Origin of the sequence: Chromobacterium aquaticum, assembly GCF_021129195.1 — a bacterium.
Lineage (GTDB): Bacteria > Pseudomonadota > Gammaproteobacteria > Burkholderiales > Chromobacteriaceae > Chromobacterium > Chromobacterium aquaticum.
On sequence record NZ_JAJOHW010000035.1, the window covers coordinates 59,700 to 80,747 of the forward strand.

The following is a 21,048-nucleotide window of genomic DNA, read 5'->3' on the forward strand; positions in this document are numbered from 1 at the left end:
TTCCATTTAGGGGCTGAAGATGAACCATGACCTTCAGGTGCTATTTGGCAGAAGGCTTGCGGAACTACGTAAGCAAAAGGGCTGGTCGCAAGAACAGCTCGCGCTAGAAAGCGGTATCGCGCGAAGCTACTTAGGTGGCGTCGAACGGGGTCAACGAAACATTGCCCTACTCAACATTTGCAAGCTCGCAAAGACGCTGGGGGTGCCTGTAGGTGAGCTGTTTACTTATATCAATAAAAGCTTACCTCCCATGTGAATAAGGGTCGAGCGTGCACTACATGAGATCCCAACCAATTCCCAAACTCATTTACTCTTATGGGGCCCTTTTCCATGGATAGAAACGACATTTGACTTAGGCAACAGTGCTTTTAGGTCAGCGTTTTCCTGTATTAGCTCAAGTATCTTCATATCTGCCTCGACCAGCAGAGTGAGAGCTTGATCAAGCTCATCCTGTAATACTTCGATACTTTCTTTCAAAGAGCGATTACGACGACGTTGAGCCAATATTTTCTGTCGCGGAGAAAGTGGAGGATCAAATTTATTCTCTTCAATCCATAGTTGAATCTCGGCAATGAGACTAGGGAACCGCGCTTTTCTAAGCGCGGAGGGCACACACCCAGCCTCCTTGGCCACATTGTTCTGTGAAACAAGAGTCCCTTTTGGCAACAATTCAGGCTTTCCTTGCTTCAGGCGTTCAAAAGCTTCACGGAATGCTTTCTCTGCACGCCCCATTTGAAGAGCATCAGTTGATTTCAATAACATTCAGAACATTCTCCACTGCGCATAACTGTGCTTCCAGAGATGCCCTACGAGGAGAACCCTCCTGGGCACCAACCAAACGAGAACGGATGACTTGTCGCAAAAGATTTATTTCATTGATTTTATCTCGATCATAAAGCACGTCAGGACATGCGGGGCTACCATCTCCGCCGCTACAATGCACTACGTTATCGATTCCACCGTACGGACATGGGCCTTTCTTAGTGCATCCTCCAAGAAGCGTCTCCCTCCACGAAATCTTACCCAACTTAGCTAGTTCAGAAAGCTTTTGATTCTCTTTAGGATTTACGAGTCTCAGAATCTCAGCTTTGCGTTTATCACCATGTGGACTAACATAACGCTCGGAGAAAAGACGCGAAATCTCCTTGCCTAGCATCTCATACATAGTTCGTATGTACATGATACGTGCTTTATCATTAAGATTTACTCGTGAATACCCCTGCCCATAATAAAGAGACATTGCCCGTGTCGAATGCTTCAACTGGTATTGAAGGGAGGCATCTGACACTAACCCAGATGCCTGCATATTCACGGCACCAGTCCGGCGCAATTGGTGCCAGGCGAGAGGCCAAATATGACCAACGGCAAACTTCTCTGCATTCAATGTAGGATTTATTAAGCGTGCAATTTGAAAATCTTCTTGTGTTATTCGCAACTCTTCCACATTAAACAAGACAGGATAACCTTCACTGTATACCTGTAAATAAGTAAGTGGACTTGGTCTAACAGTGAGTGGTTGATGCATCTCATCCGCTCCAGTGGTCCCCCAAGGCTCATATGGGCGGAGAATAAGATAAGGATTGAAAACATCTTCATCAGTAGTAGGAACGTCAGGATTTGCCTCGGCACAAATTATGCGAAGCTTAGCAACACATGCCATTGCATCAATTGCAACCTTGGCTGACGGAGAGGTAACCCATCTAGCATCATCATCCACAATTGTTTTATTCGTTTTCCCACGCAACATGTAAAATGAGCCTAACCGTTCATCATTTTCTATGATTAAACAATTCGATCGCAAAGCCCATCCTTCACTTATTCTCATCAATGAGAAATTAAGCAAATATGCCATTCCGACATAGCCAACCATAGAAAAATATGTTGACATAGATTTAACAGAGAATTTGTTTTTATCAAATTCCTCACCTGGCATTACTAACCACTTACGCAACAAATCATCGATACCGAATCTTTTTGCTATTGAAATAAAGCGCCCGTGGTATTTTTTCCCAGTAATCGAACTAGCCCCTTTCCCACTTGACCAAAAAGGATTATTTTCGGCTCCTTGTCCAACTTTACAAGCTTCAGCAAGCGATCCGTAATTTTTAGCATAGGCATCAAGGCAGTAATGGTAGCAAGACTCAATTCTTTCTCGATGCAAATGAAAGTCATCAAGAAAGTCACGCAACCTATTTACTTGATATAACCAGATACGTGGAGGAACATAGGGAGTCTGACGAGATTCATGCTCAGGTAGAGCTGCTTCTATTCTCCGCAATGTTTCGAAGTCTAATAATGTAAATCCAAGCATATCTCGCTGCCCACACAACCCATGAAGTAGTGCTAAGGCGTCCTGCATGACCCCGCTAGACATATTCCCAATAAATTCGTCGACGACAGCAGGAAATCTGACCAAGTCAGAAACATGTATTCCATGACTTGAGGCCAACCGGAACAATGGTCGGATTGTGTAGAATCTTTGCCTTAATGTTATAGGATTGTGCACAGCCGCTGGACCATAAAGCCACCACGCAACAATTTGCTTCAAAATTTCAACATTTTCTTGCGAAATAAATTCCTTTTTTATTCTTTTCAAGCCGTCGCCAAAATTGATAATTACGGCCTTTCCGGCCCACACACTAAAATCCCAAACCGAATCCCCGTAATAACTGACTGTTATATTTTTTCATTTATTACGATGGGAAAATCTGTCGAAGGAGGCCAGCACGCCGGACGATAATTTTGCGAACTAGGTCTAACAAGAGGCGAATCGATAGCCAGCCCAAAATTTTTCGTATCCAGTATCACAATCTCACTTCCACAAGTTGAATAAAACCTTCCCAATATGGGTGATAACTTTCTTCCTCGATGCGAGCAAGGGCTTCACGTACCCACAAACCTCGAACTTCGCTACTCTGCTCAAAATTCTTTAACTTCTCGGTAATCTTATCTATTACAGCCTTGGCTGGGTGGGGCATGGCTCTTTTAGCTGACGGCCTATACTGTGAAAGCTCTAATAGCTTTAAATGCCGATAACTTGCCAGCGACCAAACATGATCTTCAGAATCAATATCACGCTGATGGATACAAAAAAAACAGCCTGCCGGGCTAATACAATCAGAGAATACGGCTTCAGATGGAATACTTTCCATGGCCATAGGAACAGGCTTGACACAGGCCCCAACACCAGGAGCGGCAATTGCAGGGTCAGTATGACTATGATATCGACCAATTTCTGCCATGGTTACCTGAAGGCTAGGCTGCTCGTATTGCCGGATCAGGGTTTCCTCTGTATGTGCATGCATTTCAGCTGTAAGTGCAGTATCTTTGGATCTCCGTAGAAGCCAATTAATCCGAGTCTTACGTAGAGTGGTAGGAGGGACAAAATTGATGCCTATTTTACGGGCACGGCTTCGCACTAATGAAAATGCGGGCGGAAAATTAGCTCTTCCAGCTGTTAAGAACGGAAACAGCAACCCCTCGTTATCGGCTGGAAAAATAGCTGATCGCCACTTGAGATAACTTTCAAAATGCTCCCGATATTCACTAAAAATTTCGAAAGCCACTTCCCCGTGCCGACGGCCCTTGTAAACGCGGAAAACTTGATAACCATCAAGATGACTTTGATATCTAAATTTACTTAGCCTGAGCGTGAACGCCTGCTGTAGATTTATTCCAGTCTGGGCAATAAATATAAGCATTTCAGACTCTAGTCGCAGGTTAATTAAAGGATGCCGAGTACGATAAGAAATTTCAGCTTCCCATTTAGCACGCTTTTGAAGAGCCACCATCCTTGTACTTGGCTTAGCGGTTTCTCTTAGTGTTTTTACAGTTTCTTCTGGCCTTAATTTCAGCCACTCCTCCAATTTCTGCCCCGATCGAAATTTTATGACAACCGGCATTTTTCCGTAGATCGCTTCAACACTTAGAGCATCTTTTATATCTAATAGTGCATGGCCAAATTTGAATGTTTTCTCGAGATTTTGCTTATCAGCCAACGAGCATAATGAATTTCTATTTTGCTTTCGACGTCGAATACGAGTTTTACTCAAAAGACTATACGTCAACTGCAAAGATTCTTTTATAACTTTCGCAACCGCCACCGCAGATTGATAAGCATGAATTTCTGCTATACTTCCAATTTTGCTTTGCAAAATTAGCTCATCAGTCCAGCCAATAAACAATTGCTCGACTGAAAATAAATTTAACGACTCATTAACCTCGTCAACCCAAGTAAAAAATTCTCGAATACGCCTAATGGCAGTTCCTGCTGTACCTCGGCTTCCCCCTGCGGTTAATCGCTCTGAGATATACTCATGTATTCTTTTAACCAAATTCAATCTATCCAAGAGCGGAGCACCCAAATTTCCTCTAGCAATTTCCACCATAACTATTTTTACATTTAGACCGGCACCTCCCCTGTAAAGCAACGGCAGAAGGTCCAAGGGTGTCTCATTCTTTCCATACTCCACCATGGAAAATTTAAGATCAGGTATTTTTGTCATTATCAAGTATCATCTTCTTTTGAACCAAGCAATCCTAGGAAATCTCTAGTAAAAGCATTACCTATTTCAATTTTAATTGGAGTTTTTTCAACAAATTTTATATATTTAAACGATGTCGATTCATGTTTATGCAACAAAAACTCTTTGACAATAGCAATAGCATTAATCGAACCTCCTACTTTAATAGCAAGATGTGCAATTTCGGTAGCAAATGTGCAACGAGATTGATGAAAACGAAATTTCCGCAGTGACTTTATACCCTCTGCCATACCTTCCTTCCTAAGCCTTACCATTCCCTCATTAATTGCCGAGCTTTTATCGGAACCTCGCCTTGAATATCTATTTCCAAACCGAGTCAAAAATAGAACATCTCGATCTGCAATTAAGGCATTTGCTTCTCTTCTTAATCTCCTTAAACTGTAAGCATAATATTTTAGTCTATCGAGAAGGTCTCTCGTAATTCGTATCTGACCCGTTACTCCAAACTTTGTACTAACAGGGGGATCTGCTCCCGGGCCTACTGCGAGAAGATACATTTCCGGAGACACTGGATCTGGGACTGCACGCTCTAGTGTTTGAATTTTCAGATCTGTAATAGTGCCAATACGCATCCCAGAATAAAATCCAAGGGTAAGCATAAGGAATAGTTCTTCGCTGCACTTATCCCTAGCAAATGCGAGGATGGCATCCCTATCCTTTGCGCTCACGGGAAGAAGACCATCTTCCAATCTCTCACCAGGAGCTGAACGATTCGGAATGGATAAGTCTGTACTATTGACTAAAATTGTTCGCTCAAAACCAACTCTATCCGTAGATTGAATAATTCTTGTTTTCTCAGTCCATAAATTTAAATCCTGGGGAAGGAGTCCTATTTCATAGATCCATCTATAAAACTGCACAACACTAGCCATACGTTGCGAGGCTGTCGACGGAGCTATTTCCCCCTTGTCTCTAGCATCGATAAGTGCTCCCCTGTATTTGACTAGACAACGATCAGCTTTCCTCTGAGGAAAATACCGCCAGTCTGTCTTGGTCTCTTCCAACCAGCAGGAATAGGCGTGCAGTGCTGTAAAATTTGTTTGCACTGTCCTGATGACAACTTCACTTGACGTTGCTCGCTCAACTGCCCATAAATTAGCTTCACGCCATGGAACAGCGTTGCTCCAAATTAACTGAGGCAACCCCTCAATAACTTTCCCATTTTTAACAACAGTCCAACTTACCTTGCCTTCTATTATTACTGCGCGATGAGGTGCATACCGTATGTGCTCTAGCCTCGCCATAATTAATGCCATGCCTATAAAACGGCTTAGAGAGTAATGTAAATCCATGGACAAGTCAACAATGTAAGTCATTGATTTTATTGTATTAATTTGATGCATAACACGTATAAACAATGCCACCACGATGCTGAATATTAGTGTTTTAAAACTGATTTTTTTAAAATGAATAAGTTTATAGTAAAATGGATTCATCACACGTATGTGGAAAATGTAAACATGTGTTGATAATTGAACTTGGAGCATTAGGATCAACGTAATCCGATCTCACGAAATAGCCTTAAATTTCAAATGAATTGATCTTAAGAACGGATTTGTGCACAAATCGGGGCTCGTACATACCCAGTTGAATGACGGCATGAGCAAGCCCCTCCCTCCCAAGTACCTGACCATCAACTGGCACGCCTACAAACCGTCCCTCAAGCAGTGAGGGCAGTTACTCCTCAGGCTCAACAAAGACATGAACTGGCTGGGTACCTGCCACAGCCAAGCGAGGACGTCAGCCAGCATTCTCCGACGCGGCCATTCAATTCTGGCTCACCATTAAATGCCTCTTTGGCCTGGCGTTACGGCAAGCGACAGGCATGATCGAAAGCATGCTTCGCCTGACTTGACTGGGCAGTTCCCGACTTCTGCGTGCTTTCCCGCCGGCTGAAAGGCCTGCAGGTACGCATCCCGCTACAAAAGAATCAGGGTTGTCTGCATCTCCTGTTGGGCAGCACCGGCATCAAGATGATGGTCGAGGGCGAGTGGAAGGTGAGAAAACATGGCTCTGACTACCGTCGTCAATGGCGCAAGCTGCATCTGGGGACTGATGCGCAAACGCTGGAAATCCGGGCAATGGAGGTGACTGACAATCGCACCGGATGCCGCGATGTTGCCGGAGTTGCTATCGCAAATTCCAGAAGCAGTGGGGCTGGTGACGGTAACCACGGATGCGGCGTACGACACACGGCTATGTCACGCCGCAATTGCGGAGCTCGGGGCTGCAGCCATCACTCCCCCAACTCGAAACGACCAATTCTGGAAAGGGAATTCACAGGGCAATCAGGCTCACAATGAGTCGCTACGCTCGGTGAAGTATCTCGGGCGGACGCTCTGGAAAAAGTGAAGTGGCTACTACCAGCGAAGCTTGGTCTAAACGAAGATGCACTGCTTCAAGTTACTGGCGGACTGCGTCAAGGCGAGACTTTGACCGGCTGGTAGCGGAGCTTCAAATCTGTGCAGCGATTCTGAATCGCTTTACTGCCCCTGGGTACGCCACAAACGGTGTACATGGGATAAGTCCGTCTGGGGATTGGGGTAGTTCGGCCTTTAACTGATTTGTACAACAAAGTCCTTAGAGAACCGAAGAATGGGTTTGCAGCATAGTGCAGCAGATTCAGATCTTTTCTGTCCATACGAGTGATCATGAACTCTGAACATCCATACCATTTATCTAACCCGTAACTGCGTGATCAAGACCCTGATCATGGAGGATGAGAACAAGCGTCCCTTGATCGTGCTGATGCACGGCGACCGCGAAGTGGGCACCGGCATGCTGGCCAAGCAGATCGGCGTCAAGAAGGTCCATCCCTGCGATCCCAAGACCGCGGACAAGCACAGCGGCTACCAGGTGGGCGGCACCAGTCCTTTCGGCACCCGCCATCCGATGCCGGTGTATATGGAAGCCAGCATCGTCGAACTGGAGCGCATCTACATCAACGGCGGCAAGCGCGGCTTTCTGATAGGCATGGACCCGAAAGAGACGCAGCGGGTGTTGCGGCCGGTTCTGGTCAGCGCCGCGGCTTGAGTTCGGGGAAGTTGCGCTGGTAAATGGCTTGCAGGCTGCCGTCGGCCTGCATCGCTTGCAAGGTCCGATCGATTGCGCGCCGTAGTTTGGCGATGTCCGGATAGCTGCGTGAATACATCAGTCCCAGCGGCGTGGCCTTGTCCAGCGGCGTGGGAATGTAGGCGAATTCGCGCTCGTGTCCGGCAGCCTGGGTGCGGATCAGGAACAGCCCGCGTTCCAGCGTCAGCGGCGCCAGGTCCAGATGGCCGGCGCGCAGCAGCCTGATCGCGTTTTCCTCGTCGTTGGTGTTCAGGGTGTTCAAGCGGGATTGCTTGAACAGCGGCTGGTACCAATAGCCCAGCTGCACGCCGATGCGGTAGGCGCGCAAGTCAGTCAGGCTGCGGAAGCCGCCGGGAGGGTTGGCGAGTCGGGGCTTGTAATAGAAGAAGTAGCTGCTGCTGTGGATCAGCGGCGGGGAAAAGTCGAAGTCGCGCTGGCGTTCCGGTGTCGGACGGTAAGGAAAAGCGGCAGCGGCGCGGCCGGCCTTGACCTCGGCCTCCGCGCGCGGCCAACTCATATAGTGAAAGCGCGCGTTATAGCCGGCGCGCCGGCAGGCTTGCCGCACCATGTCGGCGAATACGCCGTCGGCGGTGAAACTGCGCGACACATAGGGCGGCCACTCGCCGGTGGCGAAGTCTATCGCCGGCGCTTCCGCGCGCGCGGACGCGGCCAGGCAGTAGAGGATAAGCAGCAGCGGACGCCACATGGCGCGACTCCAGGATCAGGGTGGGGGCATGCTTTGTTATCGCACAGCGCCCACCCCGCCGCCAGCCGGCGGCTACCACCACCAGAACATGAAGCCCCAGGCGGCATCCACCAGAGCCAGCGCCGCCAGCAAGGGAAGCAAGGCCAGCGCCTGGCGCCAGCCGGCGCACCAGCGCGCGAGAATGGCACGCCCCAGCCACAACGACCACAGATTGGCGCCGGCCAGCAAGAGCAGCCGCGCGTCGTTGGCCCAGAACATCGGCACCCCTTCCGCCTTCAGCAAGGTCACCGTCAGCGCCGACAGGCCCAGGAACACGCCGCAGCCAGCCAGCGGAATCAGGCTCTGCGCCAGGTGGTGCAGGCGCTGCAGCCGCCAGGGACCGGCAATGCGCACGCCGGCGGCCAGGCACAGCAGCAGGCCGCTGCCCAGCACCAGCGCGGTGGCCAGCACGTAGCTGATCAGCGCCGCGCCGTCCAGCCAGGAGAATACGTCGTTATGCTGCGGGTAATGGGTCAACAGCCACCACGGCGCCTCGGTGTCCAGCAGCCACAGGATATCGCGGTCCACCAGCCATTCCGCCGCCGCCTGTTTCATGGCGACGAACCAGGGGCTCATGGTCCAGTGGAAGGCGCCCATCGCCACGCCCAAGAGGCCGTAAACGATCAGCGCGGTCTGCCAGCCGTCGGCTTCCTTGGCGGCGACCTTGACCACTTCTTCGGTGGGCGAGCGCAGGCTCAGTTCGATGGCGTCGCGATGGCCGCTGCAACGGCCACACATATGGCAGCCGCTGCCGCCTTGCATATGGCGCAGCGGTTGCAGCGGCGCGCAGTCCACCGCTTGAATCGGGATGGTTTTGTCCTGGGACGCCGCCTTCCAGGCGGCCTCGTCCACGCGGTAATACATCGGCGCCAGCTTGGACAGCAGGCCGAACACGCCGTTGACCGGGCACAGGTGGCGGCACCAGGCGCGCTTGCCGCGGGTGTAGATGAAGCCGACGATCACCGCGGCCACGGTGGAGCCGCCCAGCACCAGCAGCGCCGCCTTGGGGTATTGGTAGACGCTGACCAGTTGTCCGTAGATGGTGGTCAGCGCGAAGGCGACGAAGGGCCAGCCGCCCCAGCGCATCCAGCGCGGGATGGGCCGGCCCAGGCCTTTCTTGGCCGCCCATTCCGACAGCGCGCCTTCCGGGCACAACACGCCGCACCACAGCCGGCCGAACAACACCATGGACAGGAGCACGAAGGGCCACCAAATGCCCCAGAACACGAATTGGGCGAAGATGGTCAGATTGTTCCAGATCCGGGCGGTATCTCCGGGAAGGTCTAGGCAGGCTGGCACGATGAGCAGCGCGGCGTAGACCAGTACCACTCCCCATTGCAGCGCGCGCAGCAGGCCGGCGTGGTCGCGCAGCCACAGGCCGACGGCGGCCATGAATCCTGGGGCCGTCGGCTGACTACAGGAAGCGCCGGCGCAAGCGTCGGCGGAGGAAGGTTGCGGCGGGCGGGCGGATTTCATGCTGCCAGCGCGTGCTTGCGATTGCGCCATTGGAACAGCGCCCAGATCGTCGCCCAGAACAGCGCGTAGGCGATCAGGCTCATCAGGGCGGGATGGGCGCGGTAGCCGGTGAGCGAGGCGATGACGCCGCCGGCCGGGCTCATGTCGTCCAGCAGCGCGGAGCTATCCCATAGCGGATCGACCAGCGCCGGCAGGATGTCCATCGAGATCAGCTTTTCCACGCCGCTGAGGAAGAGCGAGGCGCCAAGCAGCAGCAGCATGATTTCGGTGATGCGGAAGAACAAGCGCCAGGACAGGTATTTGCCGCCCAGCTGCAATAGATAGAAGGTCAGGAAGGCCAGGCCCAGGCCGATCACGGCGGCGAAGCTCATGCTGGCCAGCGTGGAACCGTCTGCCTCGGCCAGCATGCCGTAGAGGAAGACCACGGTCTCGCTGCCTTCGCGGGCGATGGCGATGGCGGCCAGCAAGGTGACGCCCCACCAGTTGGCGCTGCTGGCGTTCTCGCGGAGGCCGGCCTCCAGTTCTTTCTTCAGTGTGCGGCCATGCTCGCGCATCCACAGCACCATGTGCACGATCAACGCCGCTGCGGTGAACACCATCACCGTCTGGAAGATATCCTGCGCGCCGGCCATCAGGCTGCTGGCGGCGAACAGAGCCACGGCCAGGCCAACGGCGGCGAGCAGGCCCAGCGCCACGCCGGCCCACAAATAGCGTTTGCCGGCGGCGCCGGCCGGGTTCTGGTTCATCCAGGCATTGAGAATGCCGACGACCAGCAAGGCTTCGACGCTTTCGCGCCAGACGATGAATAGGACTTGTCCCATGAGGTCTACTCCTGAATACGGCTAAACAGCGGATGAGCCGCGTTTACTTGGCGACGATGACGCCTTGGCCGGTCTTCATGTGAAATTCGTCAAAAAACTTGTATTCGCCGGGGGACAGCGGCTGGAACACCAGGAAGGATTCCGCGCCGGGGCCGAGCACCTTTTCCTTGCGCAGCGGCGTGCTTTCGAATTCGGCCGGGGTCTTGCCGGCATTGATCACTTCAACCTTGAATTTCTTGCCGGCGGGCACCACCAGGCGGGCGGGCGTGAACACGCCGTCCTTCATCACCAGTTTGAACACCGGCATGTCGTCGGCGATGGCCGACATGGACAACAGGCAGGCCGTGACGGCGGCCAGGGTCAAGGGCGTGAACTTCATCGGAATGGGTCTCCGGATTGAAAACAGCGCAGGCGGAGGCATGCGCTGTCTTATTTTAACGCATGAGAATGGCTTGCGTTTACATTCTCATTCGCATTAATCCTGTTTTTACAAGAACAACGGGATTAATAGCCGCCTTTTTTGCCGATGCCGGCATAAGTGAATTCGTAGTTCAGCTCAAACGGCTTGAACCACGGGCCCACGCCGGTTTCCTTGTCGATGTGGCGGCCGAAGTGAGCGTGCTGGTTGGCGGACGGCGGCATGATGGTGTATTTCAGCTTGTACTTGCCCGGACCTTGCAGCTTGATGTTGTCGCCGTAGTGCGGGCCGTCGTTGGCCACCATCGGCATCAGGTCGCCCTTGAGCACGTCCTTGCCGCCCACCTTGCTCAGTTCGTACTTGACCACCAGATAGGGCATCCATGCGCCTTCTTCGAAGCCGTTCGGATTGTTCTTGGTGGCGTGGATGTCGGCTTCCAGGTGGATGTCGGATTGCTCGGCCTTGCGCATCATGCCTTCCGGTTCCATCTTGGTCGGCTGCAGGTAGACCGCGCCGATTTCCATGCCGTTCTTCAGGGCCGGCTTGCCGATCGGGTATTCCTTGGCCATGGCGGCGGTGGACGCGGCCAGTGCTGCAGTGGCGAGAGCCAGTTGGACAAAGCGACGCATAGTGTTTCCTTTTGGTTTCAATTGAGTAGGGCACTGCTTGGCCCGAGCGGGCCGCTTGCTGGCGAAAGACGCCGGGCTGGCGGGTGAGCGCTTTATTGTTATGTGCTTGGCCTGCCTAAAAATACTAATGCTAATCATTATCGTTTTCAAACGAAAATGTGTTGTCGAATGTAGCAGATGCGACGCCGGGCGGCGCTGGCCATAGGTATGGCATGCGCCGAGGCGCGCGCGGGGCTGTCCGCGAGTGAGCGCGCGTTGGCGAGGCCACCTTGAAAAGCGTCTTCAGCCCACTGAGCATTCAGCTTCCGCCGCCAGTGCGGATGCCGAGCGGTCCTCAGTCCTGCGTCGCCAGCCGGCTGAGCTGCCCCAGGCTTTCGTCCAGGATCAGCAATTGCAGCATCTGCTCGGCCAGGTGCTCGGCGCCATCCCTGTAGGTGGCTGCGAAGGCATCCACCGCTGCGGCGTCGATTTGGCCGTTGCTGAGCTGTGCCAGGCGCTGGCCCAGGCCGTCCATGCGCGGGGCCAGGCTGGTTTTCAGCCAGCCGGACAGCGGCGGGTTGAAGCCGCGCTTCTTGCGCTGGAAGAAGTCCGCCGGCAGCGCCGGATGGATGGCGCGGCGGAAGATCAGCTTGGCCGGCTGGGTGAAGCGCTGCTTGCCGTCCTGCGCCAGCAAGGTCTGGTAGAAGCGGTGATCCACCAGCGGGGCGCGGCCCTCCAGGCCGTGGGCCATGGTGCACAGGTCCGACTTTTGCAGGATGTAGTCCGGCAGATAGTTGGCGAAGTCTATCGCCAGCAAATGATGCAGGCCGGCCGGCGCATTGGCCGGCGGCGGACCGATATCGTCCGGCGCGCGCCAGTGGCACAGCCGCGTGAGCGGCCGGTTGCCTTGCAGGAACAGGCGCTGGCCGGGGGTGAAGCCGGAAAAGCGCAGTGAGTAAGCGTCCTGCCAGCTCATCGCCAGCTCGGTGGCGAGCTTGCCGGCGCCCTTGCCATCCAGCGACGGCTTGATCGTCAGCGGCAGCTTGAGCAGGCTGCGCCAGCGGGTGCGCAAATGCTTGTTGATCCGCTTGTAGCCGGCCAGCAGCTCATCGCCGCCGTCGCCCACCAGCACCACCTTGACGTGGCGGCTGACTTCGCGTGACAGATACCAGGTGGGGAAGCTGGATGGATCGGCGAAGGGCTGGTCGAGGTCGGCGACGATGCGTTCGAAATCCGCCGCCAGATTGTCCGGCATCTGCACCGCCAGGTTGGCGAGGCCCATTCTTTGCGCGGAGTCGGCGGCGTCGGCGGCCTCGTCCAGCTTGGAGCCGGGGAAGGCGGCGGTGAAGCTGCTGAATTGTGTCAGTTGCTGGGTGGCCAGCCGGCTGGCGATCACGGTGGAGTCTATGCCGCCGGACAAGAGCACGCCCAGTGGACGGTCGGCGACGGTGCGCATCGCCACCGCGCGGTCCAGTTCCTGCAGCCAGTCGCCATTGTCCTTGACCGGCTGCCAGTAGCGCTGTTTGCGCAGCGAGCGGGTGTCCAGGTCGAACTCCAGCCGGTGCCCGTTTTCCAGGCGCTGGATATGGCTGAACAAGGTGGCGGGCGACGGAATATAGCGGTGCGCCAGATAGGCGTCGATGGCGTCGGCGGAGAAATCGCGCTGTTGTGGCGGCAGGAAGGGCAGCACCGAGCGCACCAGCGAGCCGAAGGCGAAGTCGCCGTCCAGCAGCGAGTAGACCAGCGGTTTCTCACCCATGCGGTCGCGCGCCAGGTGCACCTTGCGTTGCTTCAAGTCCAGGATGGCGAAGGCGAACATGCCGCGCAGCCGCTGCAGCAGGGTTTCAATGCCCCAGGCCTGGTAGCCGCGCAGGATGAATTCGGTGTCGGAGTGGGTGCTGAAGCGCGCGCCGCCGGCTTCCAGTTCGGCCTTGTCGGTCTCCCAGTCGTAGACCTCGCCGTTGTAGCAGATCCAGACTTGGCCGTCGTCGCTGGCCATGGGCTGGTCGGCAATGGGCCGCGGATCGATGATGGACAGCCGCGCGTGCAGCAGCGCGTTGTGGATGCCGCCGTCAGCCGCCGGCTGCCAGTCGGTGTTCAACAATAACTGATGGGCGGCGTCGGGCCCGCGCCGGCCCAGTTCCGTCAACATGGCCTGGGCGGTGGCCGCGGCGGTGGGGCGTTGAGAGAAGAAGCCGGCGATTCCACACATGATTTTCTGTCCGAATGGGCAAGGCGCCCGGCAAGCCGCCGAGCGCTCAGACGGCGCCGCAGGCGCGTTGGAAAAATTGAATGGCGGAAGTATCCGGGCAGGGCGGCGCCAGTGTCAAACCTTGTCGCCGCGCAGATCTGGCAACAGGGCGGCCACCAGGCCCAGCAGCGGCAGGAAGGCGCAGAGCTGATAGACGAATTCGATGCCATGGCTGTCGGCCAGCTGGCCCAGCACCGCGGCGCCGATGCCGCCGATGCCGAAGGCGAAGCCGTAGAACATGCCGGACACCATGCCCACCCGGCCCGGCATCAGTTCCTGAGCGTAGATGATGATGGCGGGAAAGGCGGAGGCCAGCACAAAGCCTATGCCCAGCGACAGCACGCTGGTCCAGAACAGATTGACGTAGGGTAGCAGCAGGGTCAGCGGTGCGATGCCGAGGATGGAGAACCAGATTACCCGCTTACGGCCGATGGCGTCGCCTATCGGGCCGCCGAAGATGGTGCCGAGCGCGACCGCGAGCAGGAACAGGAACAAATGCAGCTGCGCCGCTTGCACGCCCAGGCCGAAATGCTTGATCAGATAGAAGGTGAAGTAGCTGGTGATGCTGGCGGTGTAGAAGTATTTGGAGAACAGCAGCACCAGCAAGGCGAACAGCGTCAGCTTCACGCGCGCCGGAGACAGCGGCGGCGGCGTCGTTGCGGCGGCGGCTTTGGCCTTGCGCTGTTGATGGCTGTACCACTGGCCGATCTTGAACAAGACCGCCATCGCCAGCAAGGCGGCGAGACCGAACCAGGCGATGCTGCCCTGGCCCAGGGGGATGACGATCAAGGCCGCCAGCAGCGGCCCGCTGGCGCTGCCGGCGTTGCCGCCGACCTGGAAGATGGACTGTGCCAGACCGGGACGGCCGCCGGAGGCCATGCGCGCCACCCGCGACGATTCTGGATGGAACACCGAGGAGCCGGTGCCGACCAGCGCCGCGGCCAGCAGCAATAGCGGGAAGCTGCCGGCGCTGGACAGCAGCAGCAGGCCGCACAGGGTGGCGCCCATGCCCAGCACCAGCGAATACGGCATCGGCTTCTTGTCGGTATAGAGTCCGACCAGCGGCTGCAGCAGCGAGGCGGTGCATTGATAGGTCAGGGTCATCAGGCCGATCTCGGCGAAGCTGAGCTGGTAATTGCCCTTGAGCAAAGGGTAGATCGCCAGCAGCAGCGATTGCAGCATGTCGTTGAGAAAATGGGAGAAACTGATGGCGCCCAGCACCCGGAAACGGGTGCTGTCTTGATCTGGCGCGGAGGCGGCGGCGGTAGTCATGGGCTTGAGAATCATTCAGCTAGTGGGTGAAGTCATACTAGCGAGCAAAGCAACGCCCGTCCTGCGAAAATAGGGCAGGCATCTTTGTAAAAGAGGCGTTATGGCTGATTTTGATCATTTGCATGACTACGACGGCGGCGCGGCGCCTGTGGTGGGCAAGGCGCGCGATTACCCGGCCGGCGGCGTTTCGCCGCGCCATGCCCATCCAACCGCCCAACTGCTGTACGCGGTGGAGGGCGTGATGATGGTCACCACCGATCAGGGGCGCTGGATCGTGCCGCCGACGCGCGGCATCTGGCTGCCCATCGCCACCTGGCACCAGGTAAACATGTTGAGCCGGGTGCGGATGCGCACGGTGTATGTGCGCGGCGACGCCTTGAGCGGCCTGCCGGCGGAGTGCTGCGTGCTGGCGGTGTCGCCCTTGTTGCGCGAGCTGATCCTGGCCGCGACCGGCATTACGGTGCCTTATCCGCCGGATAGCCGAGCGGAGCGGGTGATGGGCTTGATTCTGGATGAAATCCGCAGCCTGCCCAGCCTGGCCTTGTCCTTGCCGCAGCCGGCGTCGCCGGTGTTGGACCAACTATGCCGGCAGTTGCTCGACCAGCCAGGAGACGCGCGTGGCGTTGCCGAGTGGGCGGCGCAGGCGGCGATGGATCCGCGCACGCTGCAGCGCCGTTTCCAGCGCGAGACCGGGCTAAGCTTCGGACAGTGGCGGCGGCAGGCGCGGCTGGTCGCGGCCCTGGAACGTCTGGCGCGCGGCGCCAGCGTGCTGGAGGTGGCGCTGGACCTGGGTTATGCCAGTCCCAGCGCCTTCGCGACGATGTTCAAGCGCGAGCTGGGCGCGTCGCCCAGCGCTTTCTTCGACGCGCCGCAGATTTAAACCGGTGCAGCCAGTTTCAGCGCAATCTCCGCCAGCCGGCGGCCCTGGGCCAGCGCCAGCTGTTTCTCATCGTCGCTGATCGGCTGCTCGTTGCGCACGCCGGCGACATGGCTAACGCCATAGGGGGTGCCGCCGGTGCGAGTCTGGGTCAGCGCGGTTTCCGAATAGGGCAGGCCCACCATCACCATGCCGTGGTGCAACAAGGGCACCATCATGGTCAACAGCGTCGATTCCTGGCCGCCATGCAGCGAGGCGCTGCTGGTGAACACGCAAGCGGGCTTGCCGGCCAGCGCGCCCTGCATCCATTCCGGGCTGGTGCCGTCGAGGAAATACTTCAGCGCCGCCGCCATATTGCCGAAGCGGGTGGGGCTGCCCAGCGCCAGGCCTATGCATTCGGTCAGATCCGATGTTTCGACATAGGGCGCGCCGGCGTCCGGAATCGCGGCTTCGGTCGCTTCGCAGACCGTGGACACCTTGGGCACGGTGCGCAGCCGTGCCTGGCAGCCGGGCACGCTTTCTATGCCGCGGGCGATCAGGCGGGCCAGCTCGCGGGTGGCGCCGTGCTGGCTGTAGTAAAGCACCAGGAGGTCTTGCATGGGGTCGTGGTCTTCCATCTGAGGTAAAAATGCTAAGTCGCGCGCCGCAGCGCAAGCGGGTGCATGATAATGCAACTATTCGTGGCTTGCCTGATCCGCGCTTTGCCATTATTTTGCCGGGATGCAAATGAGTCGAATCGAACCCTATCTGGGCTTTGCGCGCTTTCTGGCCCGCCGCATGGGCAGCCATCGCGTCGCGCAAGTGTCCGGCAGCCTGACTTTCACCACGCTGCTGGCGCTGGTGCCTCTATTCACCATCGCCTTGACGGTGATTTCCGCGTTTCCGGTGTTCTCCGATCTGAGCACCCGTTTCAAGATCATGCTGTTGTCCACTCTGGTGCCGGAATTCGCCGGCAAGGTGATCACGGTTTATATGCGCCAGTTCGCCGACAACGCCGAGAAGCTGACCGCGGCCGGCATCGTTATGCTGGGCGTGACCGCGCTGATGCTGATGTCCACCATAGACCGCACTTTCAACGCCATCTGGGGCGTGCGCCGTGGACGACCGCTATTGCAGCAGAGCATGGTGTACTGGACGGTGCTGACCCTGGGGCCGCTGGTATTGGGAGGCAGCTTGCTGGCCTGGCGCAGCCTGTTCAAGGTCAGCAAGTTCGACCATGCGTTGCCGGTGCTGGCCAATATGGTGGAGGCCGGCGGTTCCATCCTGCTGACCGCGCTGGTGCTGTCCTTGCTATACCGCATCGTGCCCAATCGCTTCGTGCCGATCAAGCACGCCAGCGTCGGCGCCTTGCTGACCGCCATCCTGCTGGAAGCCACTCGCGCCTTGTTCGGCTTCTACATCGGCCAGGTGGCCAATTACCAGTTGGTCTACGGCGCTTTCGCCAGTATTCCGATTTTCCTGCTATGGGTGTACTGCCTGTGGATGGTGGTGCTCAGCGGCGCGGTATTCACCGCCTCGCTGTCTTACTGGGAGGGCGATGCCTGGCGGCGCCGCTTCGAGCCGCGGCGGCGTTTTCTCGACGCGGTGGAGGTGTTGCTGCTACTGGACGAGGCACAGAGCCGTGGCGAACTGCTGAGCCCGGTGCAACTGCGCAGCCAGGTGAAAGTGGGCTACGACGAGCTGGGCGGCGTGCTGGACATGCTGATGTCGCGCGGCTTTGTGCAGAAAAGCCAGCGCGACGGCTGGGTGCTGGGCAAGCGGCTGTCGGCGATCTGCATGGTGGAGCTGTTCGAGCTATTCGTTTATCGCAGCGACAACTACCGCGACGATGACGTCGGCGTCGGGGTGGAAAATCTGCTGGGGCCGATGACGGCTGAACTTCAGTCGGTGACGCTGGAGGATTTCGCTCGCCGCGTCGGCCGGAAATAATCTCTATTATCGTAAAAGGCCGGATTTTCATTGTCTGGCCACCAACCGGGAATGCCCAGCAGCGGCAGCGGCCACAGCGCGCGCGGCGCCGGCATGAAGCCGTCGTCGTCCAGCCGGCGCGCCAGTGCCTCGTCCAAGTACGCGAGGCGGCGCGCCTCTTCCCAAGCAAAGAATTCCGTCGGCACCTGCAGCGGCAAGGCCTTGCCGCACCAGCCGATATGCGGCCGCAGGCCGACTTCGAACAGCGCGTGGCCGATGGCGTGGACGTCGATGCGCTGGCCCCAGTCGCCGCGGTGTTCCAGGAATAGGCGCTGCCATTCCATATCGTCCAGCATCCGGCTGAAGGCGGGATCGGCGACGGCGATGATGATGCCGCATTCGTCCAGCAGCGTGGCGGCGTCGCGCAGTGGTCCGCGCTTGGTTTCGCCGCGGGCGATGGCGCGCAGGTGGCGGCGGTTCAGCGCCTGCTTGCTCAGCGGCCAGGCCAGCCAGGCCAAGGCGTTGAACCAGTCGTGCCAATTGCCGCGGCGGGTTGGAACCTCCCCGGTGTGGCCGATGTGCATCTCGTAATAGGCTTCCGGCTCCAGGTCGCAAGCGAAGCGCAGCTGGGGCGGTAGCGCGTCAGGGCGCTGCCGGCGATAGCGCCGCAGCAACTGGTCGTAATCCGCTTGCTCCGGCCAGGTGGTGGGAGCGATCAGCGCGGCGGCGTTGCGGACGGGCAGATACAGCGGATGGGAGAGGTAGTCGGTTTGCCAGGCGCTCACGGTGGACATCTTGGGAAAGAAAGGGTTCAAGCCCGCATTTTAGCGCAATAGCAGCAATTCCTCGCCGCTGATGCAGTTGCGGCCGCTATGCTTGGCTTGGTACAGCTGGCGGTCCGCCCGGATCAGCACCTCGTCTATATCGCTCTCGTCGGCGCGCAGCACGGCGACGCCGATGCTGACCGTGTATTGCAGCGGGCCGGCCTCGCCGCCCGGCAGGCGGGCTTCGGCGACCGCGCGGCGCAGGCGTTCCGCCGCCAGCAGCGCGTCCTCCATCTTGGTGTCCGGCAGCACCGCGGCGAACTCCTCGCCGCCCAGGCGGCCGCAGATATCCGTGCTGCGCAATACATTGCGGCAGCTTTGGGCGAAATGGACGATCACTTCATCGCCCTTGGCGTGACCATGGCGGTCGTTGATGCTCTTGAAGTGATCCAGATCCATCATCAGCACCGCCAGCGATAGCTGGTAGCGGCGGTTGCGCTCGATCTCGCGACCGGCCAGCGCGATGAACTGGCGGCGATTGCACAAACCGGTCAGTTCATCCAGGGTGGCGAGTTGATACAGCTTCTTCTCATGGGCGTCGCGCTGCAGCGCGATGGCGATCAGGTGGGTACTGCGCTGCGCCAGCTGCAACTCCTCCGGCTCGGGCAGGTGCGGCTCCGGATGGTAGATGGCGAAAGCGCCTAGCAAGCGACGGTCGCTGGAGAAAATGGGCGTGGACCAGCAGGCCTGCAGGCCGAACGGCGCGATTTGTTCGCGATAGCCGGCCCATAGCGGGCTGAGCGCGATGTCTTCGACGATGACCAGGCTTTTGCGGTGGACGGCGGTGCCGCAGGAACCGGCCTCGGGGCCGACCGGCACCTGCTCCAGCAACTGACGGTAGCCCGGCGGCAGGCTCTGGCCGGCGGCCAGCCGCAGCGTGTCTCCGGCGGCGTTCAACAACATGATGGAGCAGGCGCCGCGATTCAGCTGCGATTCCATCATCCGGCAGACCTGGTTCAGTGCGTCCTGCAGCGGCGCGTTGCCGGCGATCATCTCCATCACCGCGTTTTCCTCGGCCAGCAAGCGCTCGCTCTGACGGCTGTGGGTGATTTCACGCTCCACCGCCAGAATGCTTCTGAGGCCGCCACTGAGGTCGAATTCGGGAAACAGCCTGACTTCGAAAATGACGCGCCGGGCGGTCAGGCTCAGTTCCAGCTCAAAGCGGCGCGCTTCCCCGCTGGTGAGCAGCTTCGCGCATTCTTCGGCGAAATTAGCGCGCGCGCTGTCCGGCCAGTCCTTGTCGTGGACGCCGCGGCCCAGATGTTCTTCGCGCGTCAGCGCCGAATAGCGGCCTACGCTGCGGTTGATGAACTGGCAGCGCAGCTCCAGGTCGTAGCGGGCGATGACGTCTTCCGAGTTCTCCACCAGGGTGCGGAATTCCTGCTCCCGCCGCAGCATCGCGGCTTCGGCGGATTTGCGCGCGGTGACGATCTGGCATAGCGCATGGATATGACTGATGCGGCCTTGTTCATCCTTGCGGAACTGGGTGCGCTGTTCCAGCCATTCCCAGTGGCCGTGTGGATGGCGCACGCGGAATTCCATGCCGCTGGCGCTTTCCTGGCGCTGTTCCGGGTGTTTGAGCAGGGCGGAGAACAAGGAGCGGTCCTCGGGGTGCAGCAATTCCAGCCAATGCGAGAATGCCAGTCTTTCCGCGTCGGCCGGCAAGCCCAGCAACGCGTGCAGCGCCTGGGGGGAGCCTTGCACGGTGCGGGCATCCAGATCGAACTCCAGCAAGCCCAGCCGCGCTTCTTGCAGCGCCAGCCGCCATGAGGCCAGTTCGTCGCCTGGCGCGTGGCCGGCGTGCTGCATTTGTACTCGCAGCAATAGCAGGCCGGGCATGGCGCAGGGCAGCGGGAAGGCCAGCAGCTCGGCATGGGCCGCCAGCAGGCCGTCGCGATGTCCGGGGTGGGCCGGGTCGAGCAGCAGGGTCAGATCGTGGGCGCTGAAGCCGCAGTTGGACAGCGGGCCGCCCTCGCGCGCCGATGCCGGCGCATGCGGCGAGATCGCGAGCAAGCGGCCGTCGGCATCGGCCAGCAACAAAGCTTGCTGGCTCTGCCGCACCTGTCGGCACAAGGCGGCGCGCCGTCTGCGTGCGAACCACAGACAGCCCAGCGCGGCGAGCAAGGCCAGTAGGGGCAGGGCCAGCGCCAGCTCCTGCTCCTGCATCCACCCCGGCTTCGCGGCCCGGGCGCTGTCGGCGGCAAGCAGGCATGGCAGGCCTGCCGCTGCGCG

Annotated in this window: 18 protein-coding genes and 1 pseudogene; 5 read left to right on the plus strand and 14 right to left on the minus strand. The window is 57.9% G+C overall.

What is annotated here, in order from left to right; translation table 11 throughout:
- Positions 1-19 precede the first annotated feature (19 nt).
- Positions 20-256 (plus strand): helix-turn-helix domain-containing protein, encoded by a 237-nt coding sequence (locus LQT98_RS06120; protein WP_231461520.1) that lies wholly within the window; start codon positions 20-22, stop codon positions 254-256.
- A 47-nt stretch (positions 257-303) separates the two neighbouring features.
- Here LQT98_RS06120 and LQT98_RS06125 read toward each other — a convergent pair whose 3' ends face one another.
- The 4 genes from LQT98_RS06125 to LQT98_RS06140 all read right to left on the minus strand — a co-directional run bounded on the left by LQT98_RS06125 (position 304) and on the right by LQT98_RS06140 (position 5,980).
- Entirely contained in the window at positions 304-762 is a 459-nt protein-coding gene (locus LQT98_RS06125; protein ID WP_231461521.1) for a hypothetical protein, read from the minus strand.
- Positions 743-2,596: a hypothetical protein gene (locus tag LQT98_RS06130; RefSeq protein WP_231461522.1), complete on the minus strand. Its 1,854-nt coding sequence runs from the start codon at positions 2,594-2,596 to the stop codon at positions 743-745. The genes LQT98_RS06125 and LQT98_RS06130 overlap by 20 nt, the downstream gene beginning before the upstream one ends.
- Positions 2,597-2,804: 208 nt before the next feature.
- Positions 2,805-4,505 (minus strand): hypothetical protein, encoded by a 1,701-nt coding sequence (locus LQT98_RS06135; protein WP_231461523.1) that lies wholly within the window; start codon positions 4,503-4,505, stop codon positions 2,805-2,807.
- Between the two features lie 2 nt (positions 4,506-4,507).
- Complete coding sequence (locus LQT98_RS06140) at positions 4,508-5,980, minus strand: site-specific integrase (RefSeq protein ID WP_231461524.1); 1,473 nt, start codon at positions 5,978-5,980, stop codon at positions 4,508-4,510.
- A 163-nt stretch (positions 5,981-6,143) separates the two neighbouring features.
- On the opposite strand from LQT98_RS06140, the pseudogene LQT98_RS06145 reads away from it, so the two are divergent.
- Positions 6,144-7,107, plus strand: a pseudogene (locus LQT98_RS06145) (IS5 family transposase).
- A 131-nt stretch (positions 7,108-7,238) separates the two neighbouring features.
- A complete protein-coding gene (locus tag LQT98_RS06150; RefSeq protein WP_231461525.1) occupies positions 7,239-7,577 on the plus strand; it encodes a YbaK/EbsC family protein in 339 nt (112 codons plus the stop codon).
- Here the strand turns inward: LQT98_RS06150 and LQT98_RS06155 are convergent.
- From LQT98_RS06155 to LQT98_RS06185, 7 genes are all read right to left on the minus strand, one after another.
- Positions 7,561-8,322: a substrate-binding periplasmic protein gene (locus tag LQT98_RS06155; RefSeq protein WP_231461526.1), complete on the minus strand. Its 762-nt coding sequence runs from the start codon at positions 8,320-8,322 to the stop codon at positions 7,561-7,563. The two genes, LQT98_RS06150 and LQT98_RS06155, sit on opposite strands and share 17 nt — an antisense overlap.
- Before the next feature lie 72 nt (positions 8,323-8,394).
- Positions 8,395-9,837, minus strand: coding sequence for a 4Fe-4S binding protein (locus LQT98_RS06160; RefSeq protein WP_231461527.1), 1,443 nt, complete (start codon positions 9,835-9,837; stop codon positions 8,395-8,397).
- Positions 9,834-10,658, minus strand: a complete 825-nt coding sequence (locus LQT98_RS06165) for an FTR1 family iron permease (protein WP_231461528.1) — start codon at positions 10,656-10,658, stop codon at positions 9,834-9,836. The genes LQT98_RS06160 and LQT98_RS06165 overlap by 4 nt, the downstream gene beginning before the upstream one ends.
- 43 nt (positions 10,659-10,701) lie before the next feature.
- A complete protein-coding gene (locus LQT98_RS06170; RefSeq protein ID WP_231461529.1) occupies positions 10,702-11,037 on the minus strand; it encodes a cupredoxin domain-containing protein in 336 nt (111 codons plus the stop codon).
- A 125-nt stretch (positions 11,038-11,162) separates the two neighbouring features.
- Positions 11,163-11,705 carry an iron transporter gene (locus LQT98_RS06175; protein WP_231461530.1) on the minus strand — a complete coding sequence of 181 codons (543 nt, stop codon included), beginning with the start codon at positions 11,703-11,705 and terminating at the stop codon, positions 11,163-11,165.
- A gap of 334 nt (positions 11,706-12,039) precedes the next feature.
- Complete coding sequence (gene asnB / locus LQT98_RS06180) at positions 12,040-13,896, minus strand: asparagine synthase (glutamine-hydrolyzing) (protein WP_231461531.1); 1,857 nt, start codon at positions 13,894-13,896, stop codon at positions 12,040-12,042.
- 114 nt (positions 13,897-14,010) lie between these two features.
- Positions 14,011-15,207 carry an MFS transporter gene (locus LQT98_RS06185; protein ID WP_269325944.1) on the minus strand — a complete coding sequence of 399 codons (1,197 nt, stop codon included), beginning with the start codon at positions 15,205-15,207 and terminating at the stop codon, positions 14,011-14,013.
- A gap of 100 nt (positions 15,208-15,307) precedes the next feature.
- On the opposite strand from LQT98_RS06185, the gene LQT98_RS06190 reads away from it, so the two are divergent.
- Positions 15,308-16,087, plus strand: coding sequence for an AraC family transcriptional regulator (locus LQT98_RS06190; RefSeq protein WP_231461533.1), 780 nt, complete (start codon positions 15,308-15,310; stop codon positions 16,085-16,087).
- On the opposite strand, the gene wrbA is transcribed toward LQT98_RS06190, so the two are convergent.
- Complete coding sequence (gene wrbA, locus LQT98_RS06195) at positions 16,084-16,683, minus strand: NAD(P)H:quinone oxidoreductase (protein ID WP_231461534.1); 600 nt, start codon at positions 16,681-16,683, stop codon at positions 16,084-16,086. The two genes, LQT98_RS06190 and wrbA, sit on opposite strands and share 4 nt — an antisense overlap.
- A gap of 127 nt (positions 16,684-16,810) precedes the next feature.
- Here wrbA and LQT98_RS06200 point away from each other — a divergent pair, with 127 nt between their 5' ends.
- Entirely contained in the window at positions 16,811-18,013 is a 1,203-nt protein-coding gene (locus LQT98_RS06200; RefSeq protein WP_082150972.1) for a YihY family inner membrane protein, read from the plus strand.
- Here LQT98_RS06200 and LQT98_RS06205 read toward each other — a convergent pair.
- Both LQT98_RS06205 and LQT98_RS06210 read right to left on the minus strand, forming a co-directional pair.
- Complete coding sequence (locus LQT98_RS06205; RefSeq protein ID WP_378124048.1) at positions 17,965-18,786, minus strand: DUF3025 domain-containing protein; 822 nt, start codon at positions 18,784-18,786, stop codon at positions 17,965-17,967. The genes LQT98_RS06200 and LQT98_RS06205 overlap by 49 nt on opposite strands.
- A gap of 30 nt (positions 18,787-18,816) precedes the next feature.
- Positions 18,817-20,982 (minus strand): sensor domain-containing diguanylate cyclase, encoded by a 2,166-nt coding sequence (locus LQT98_RS06210; protein WP_231461536.1) that lies wholly within the window; start codon positions 20,980-20,982, stop codon positions 18,817-18,819.
- Positions 20,983-21,048 lie beyond the last annotated feature (66 nt).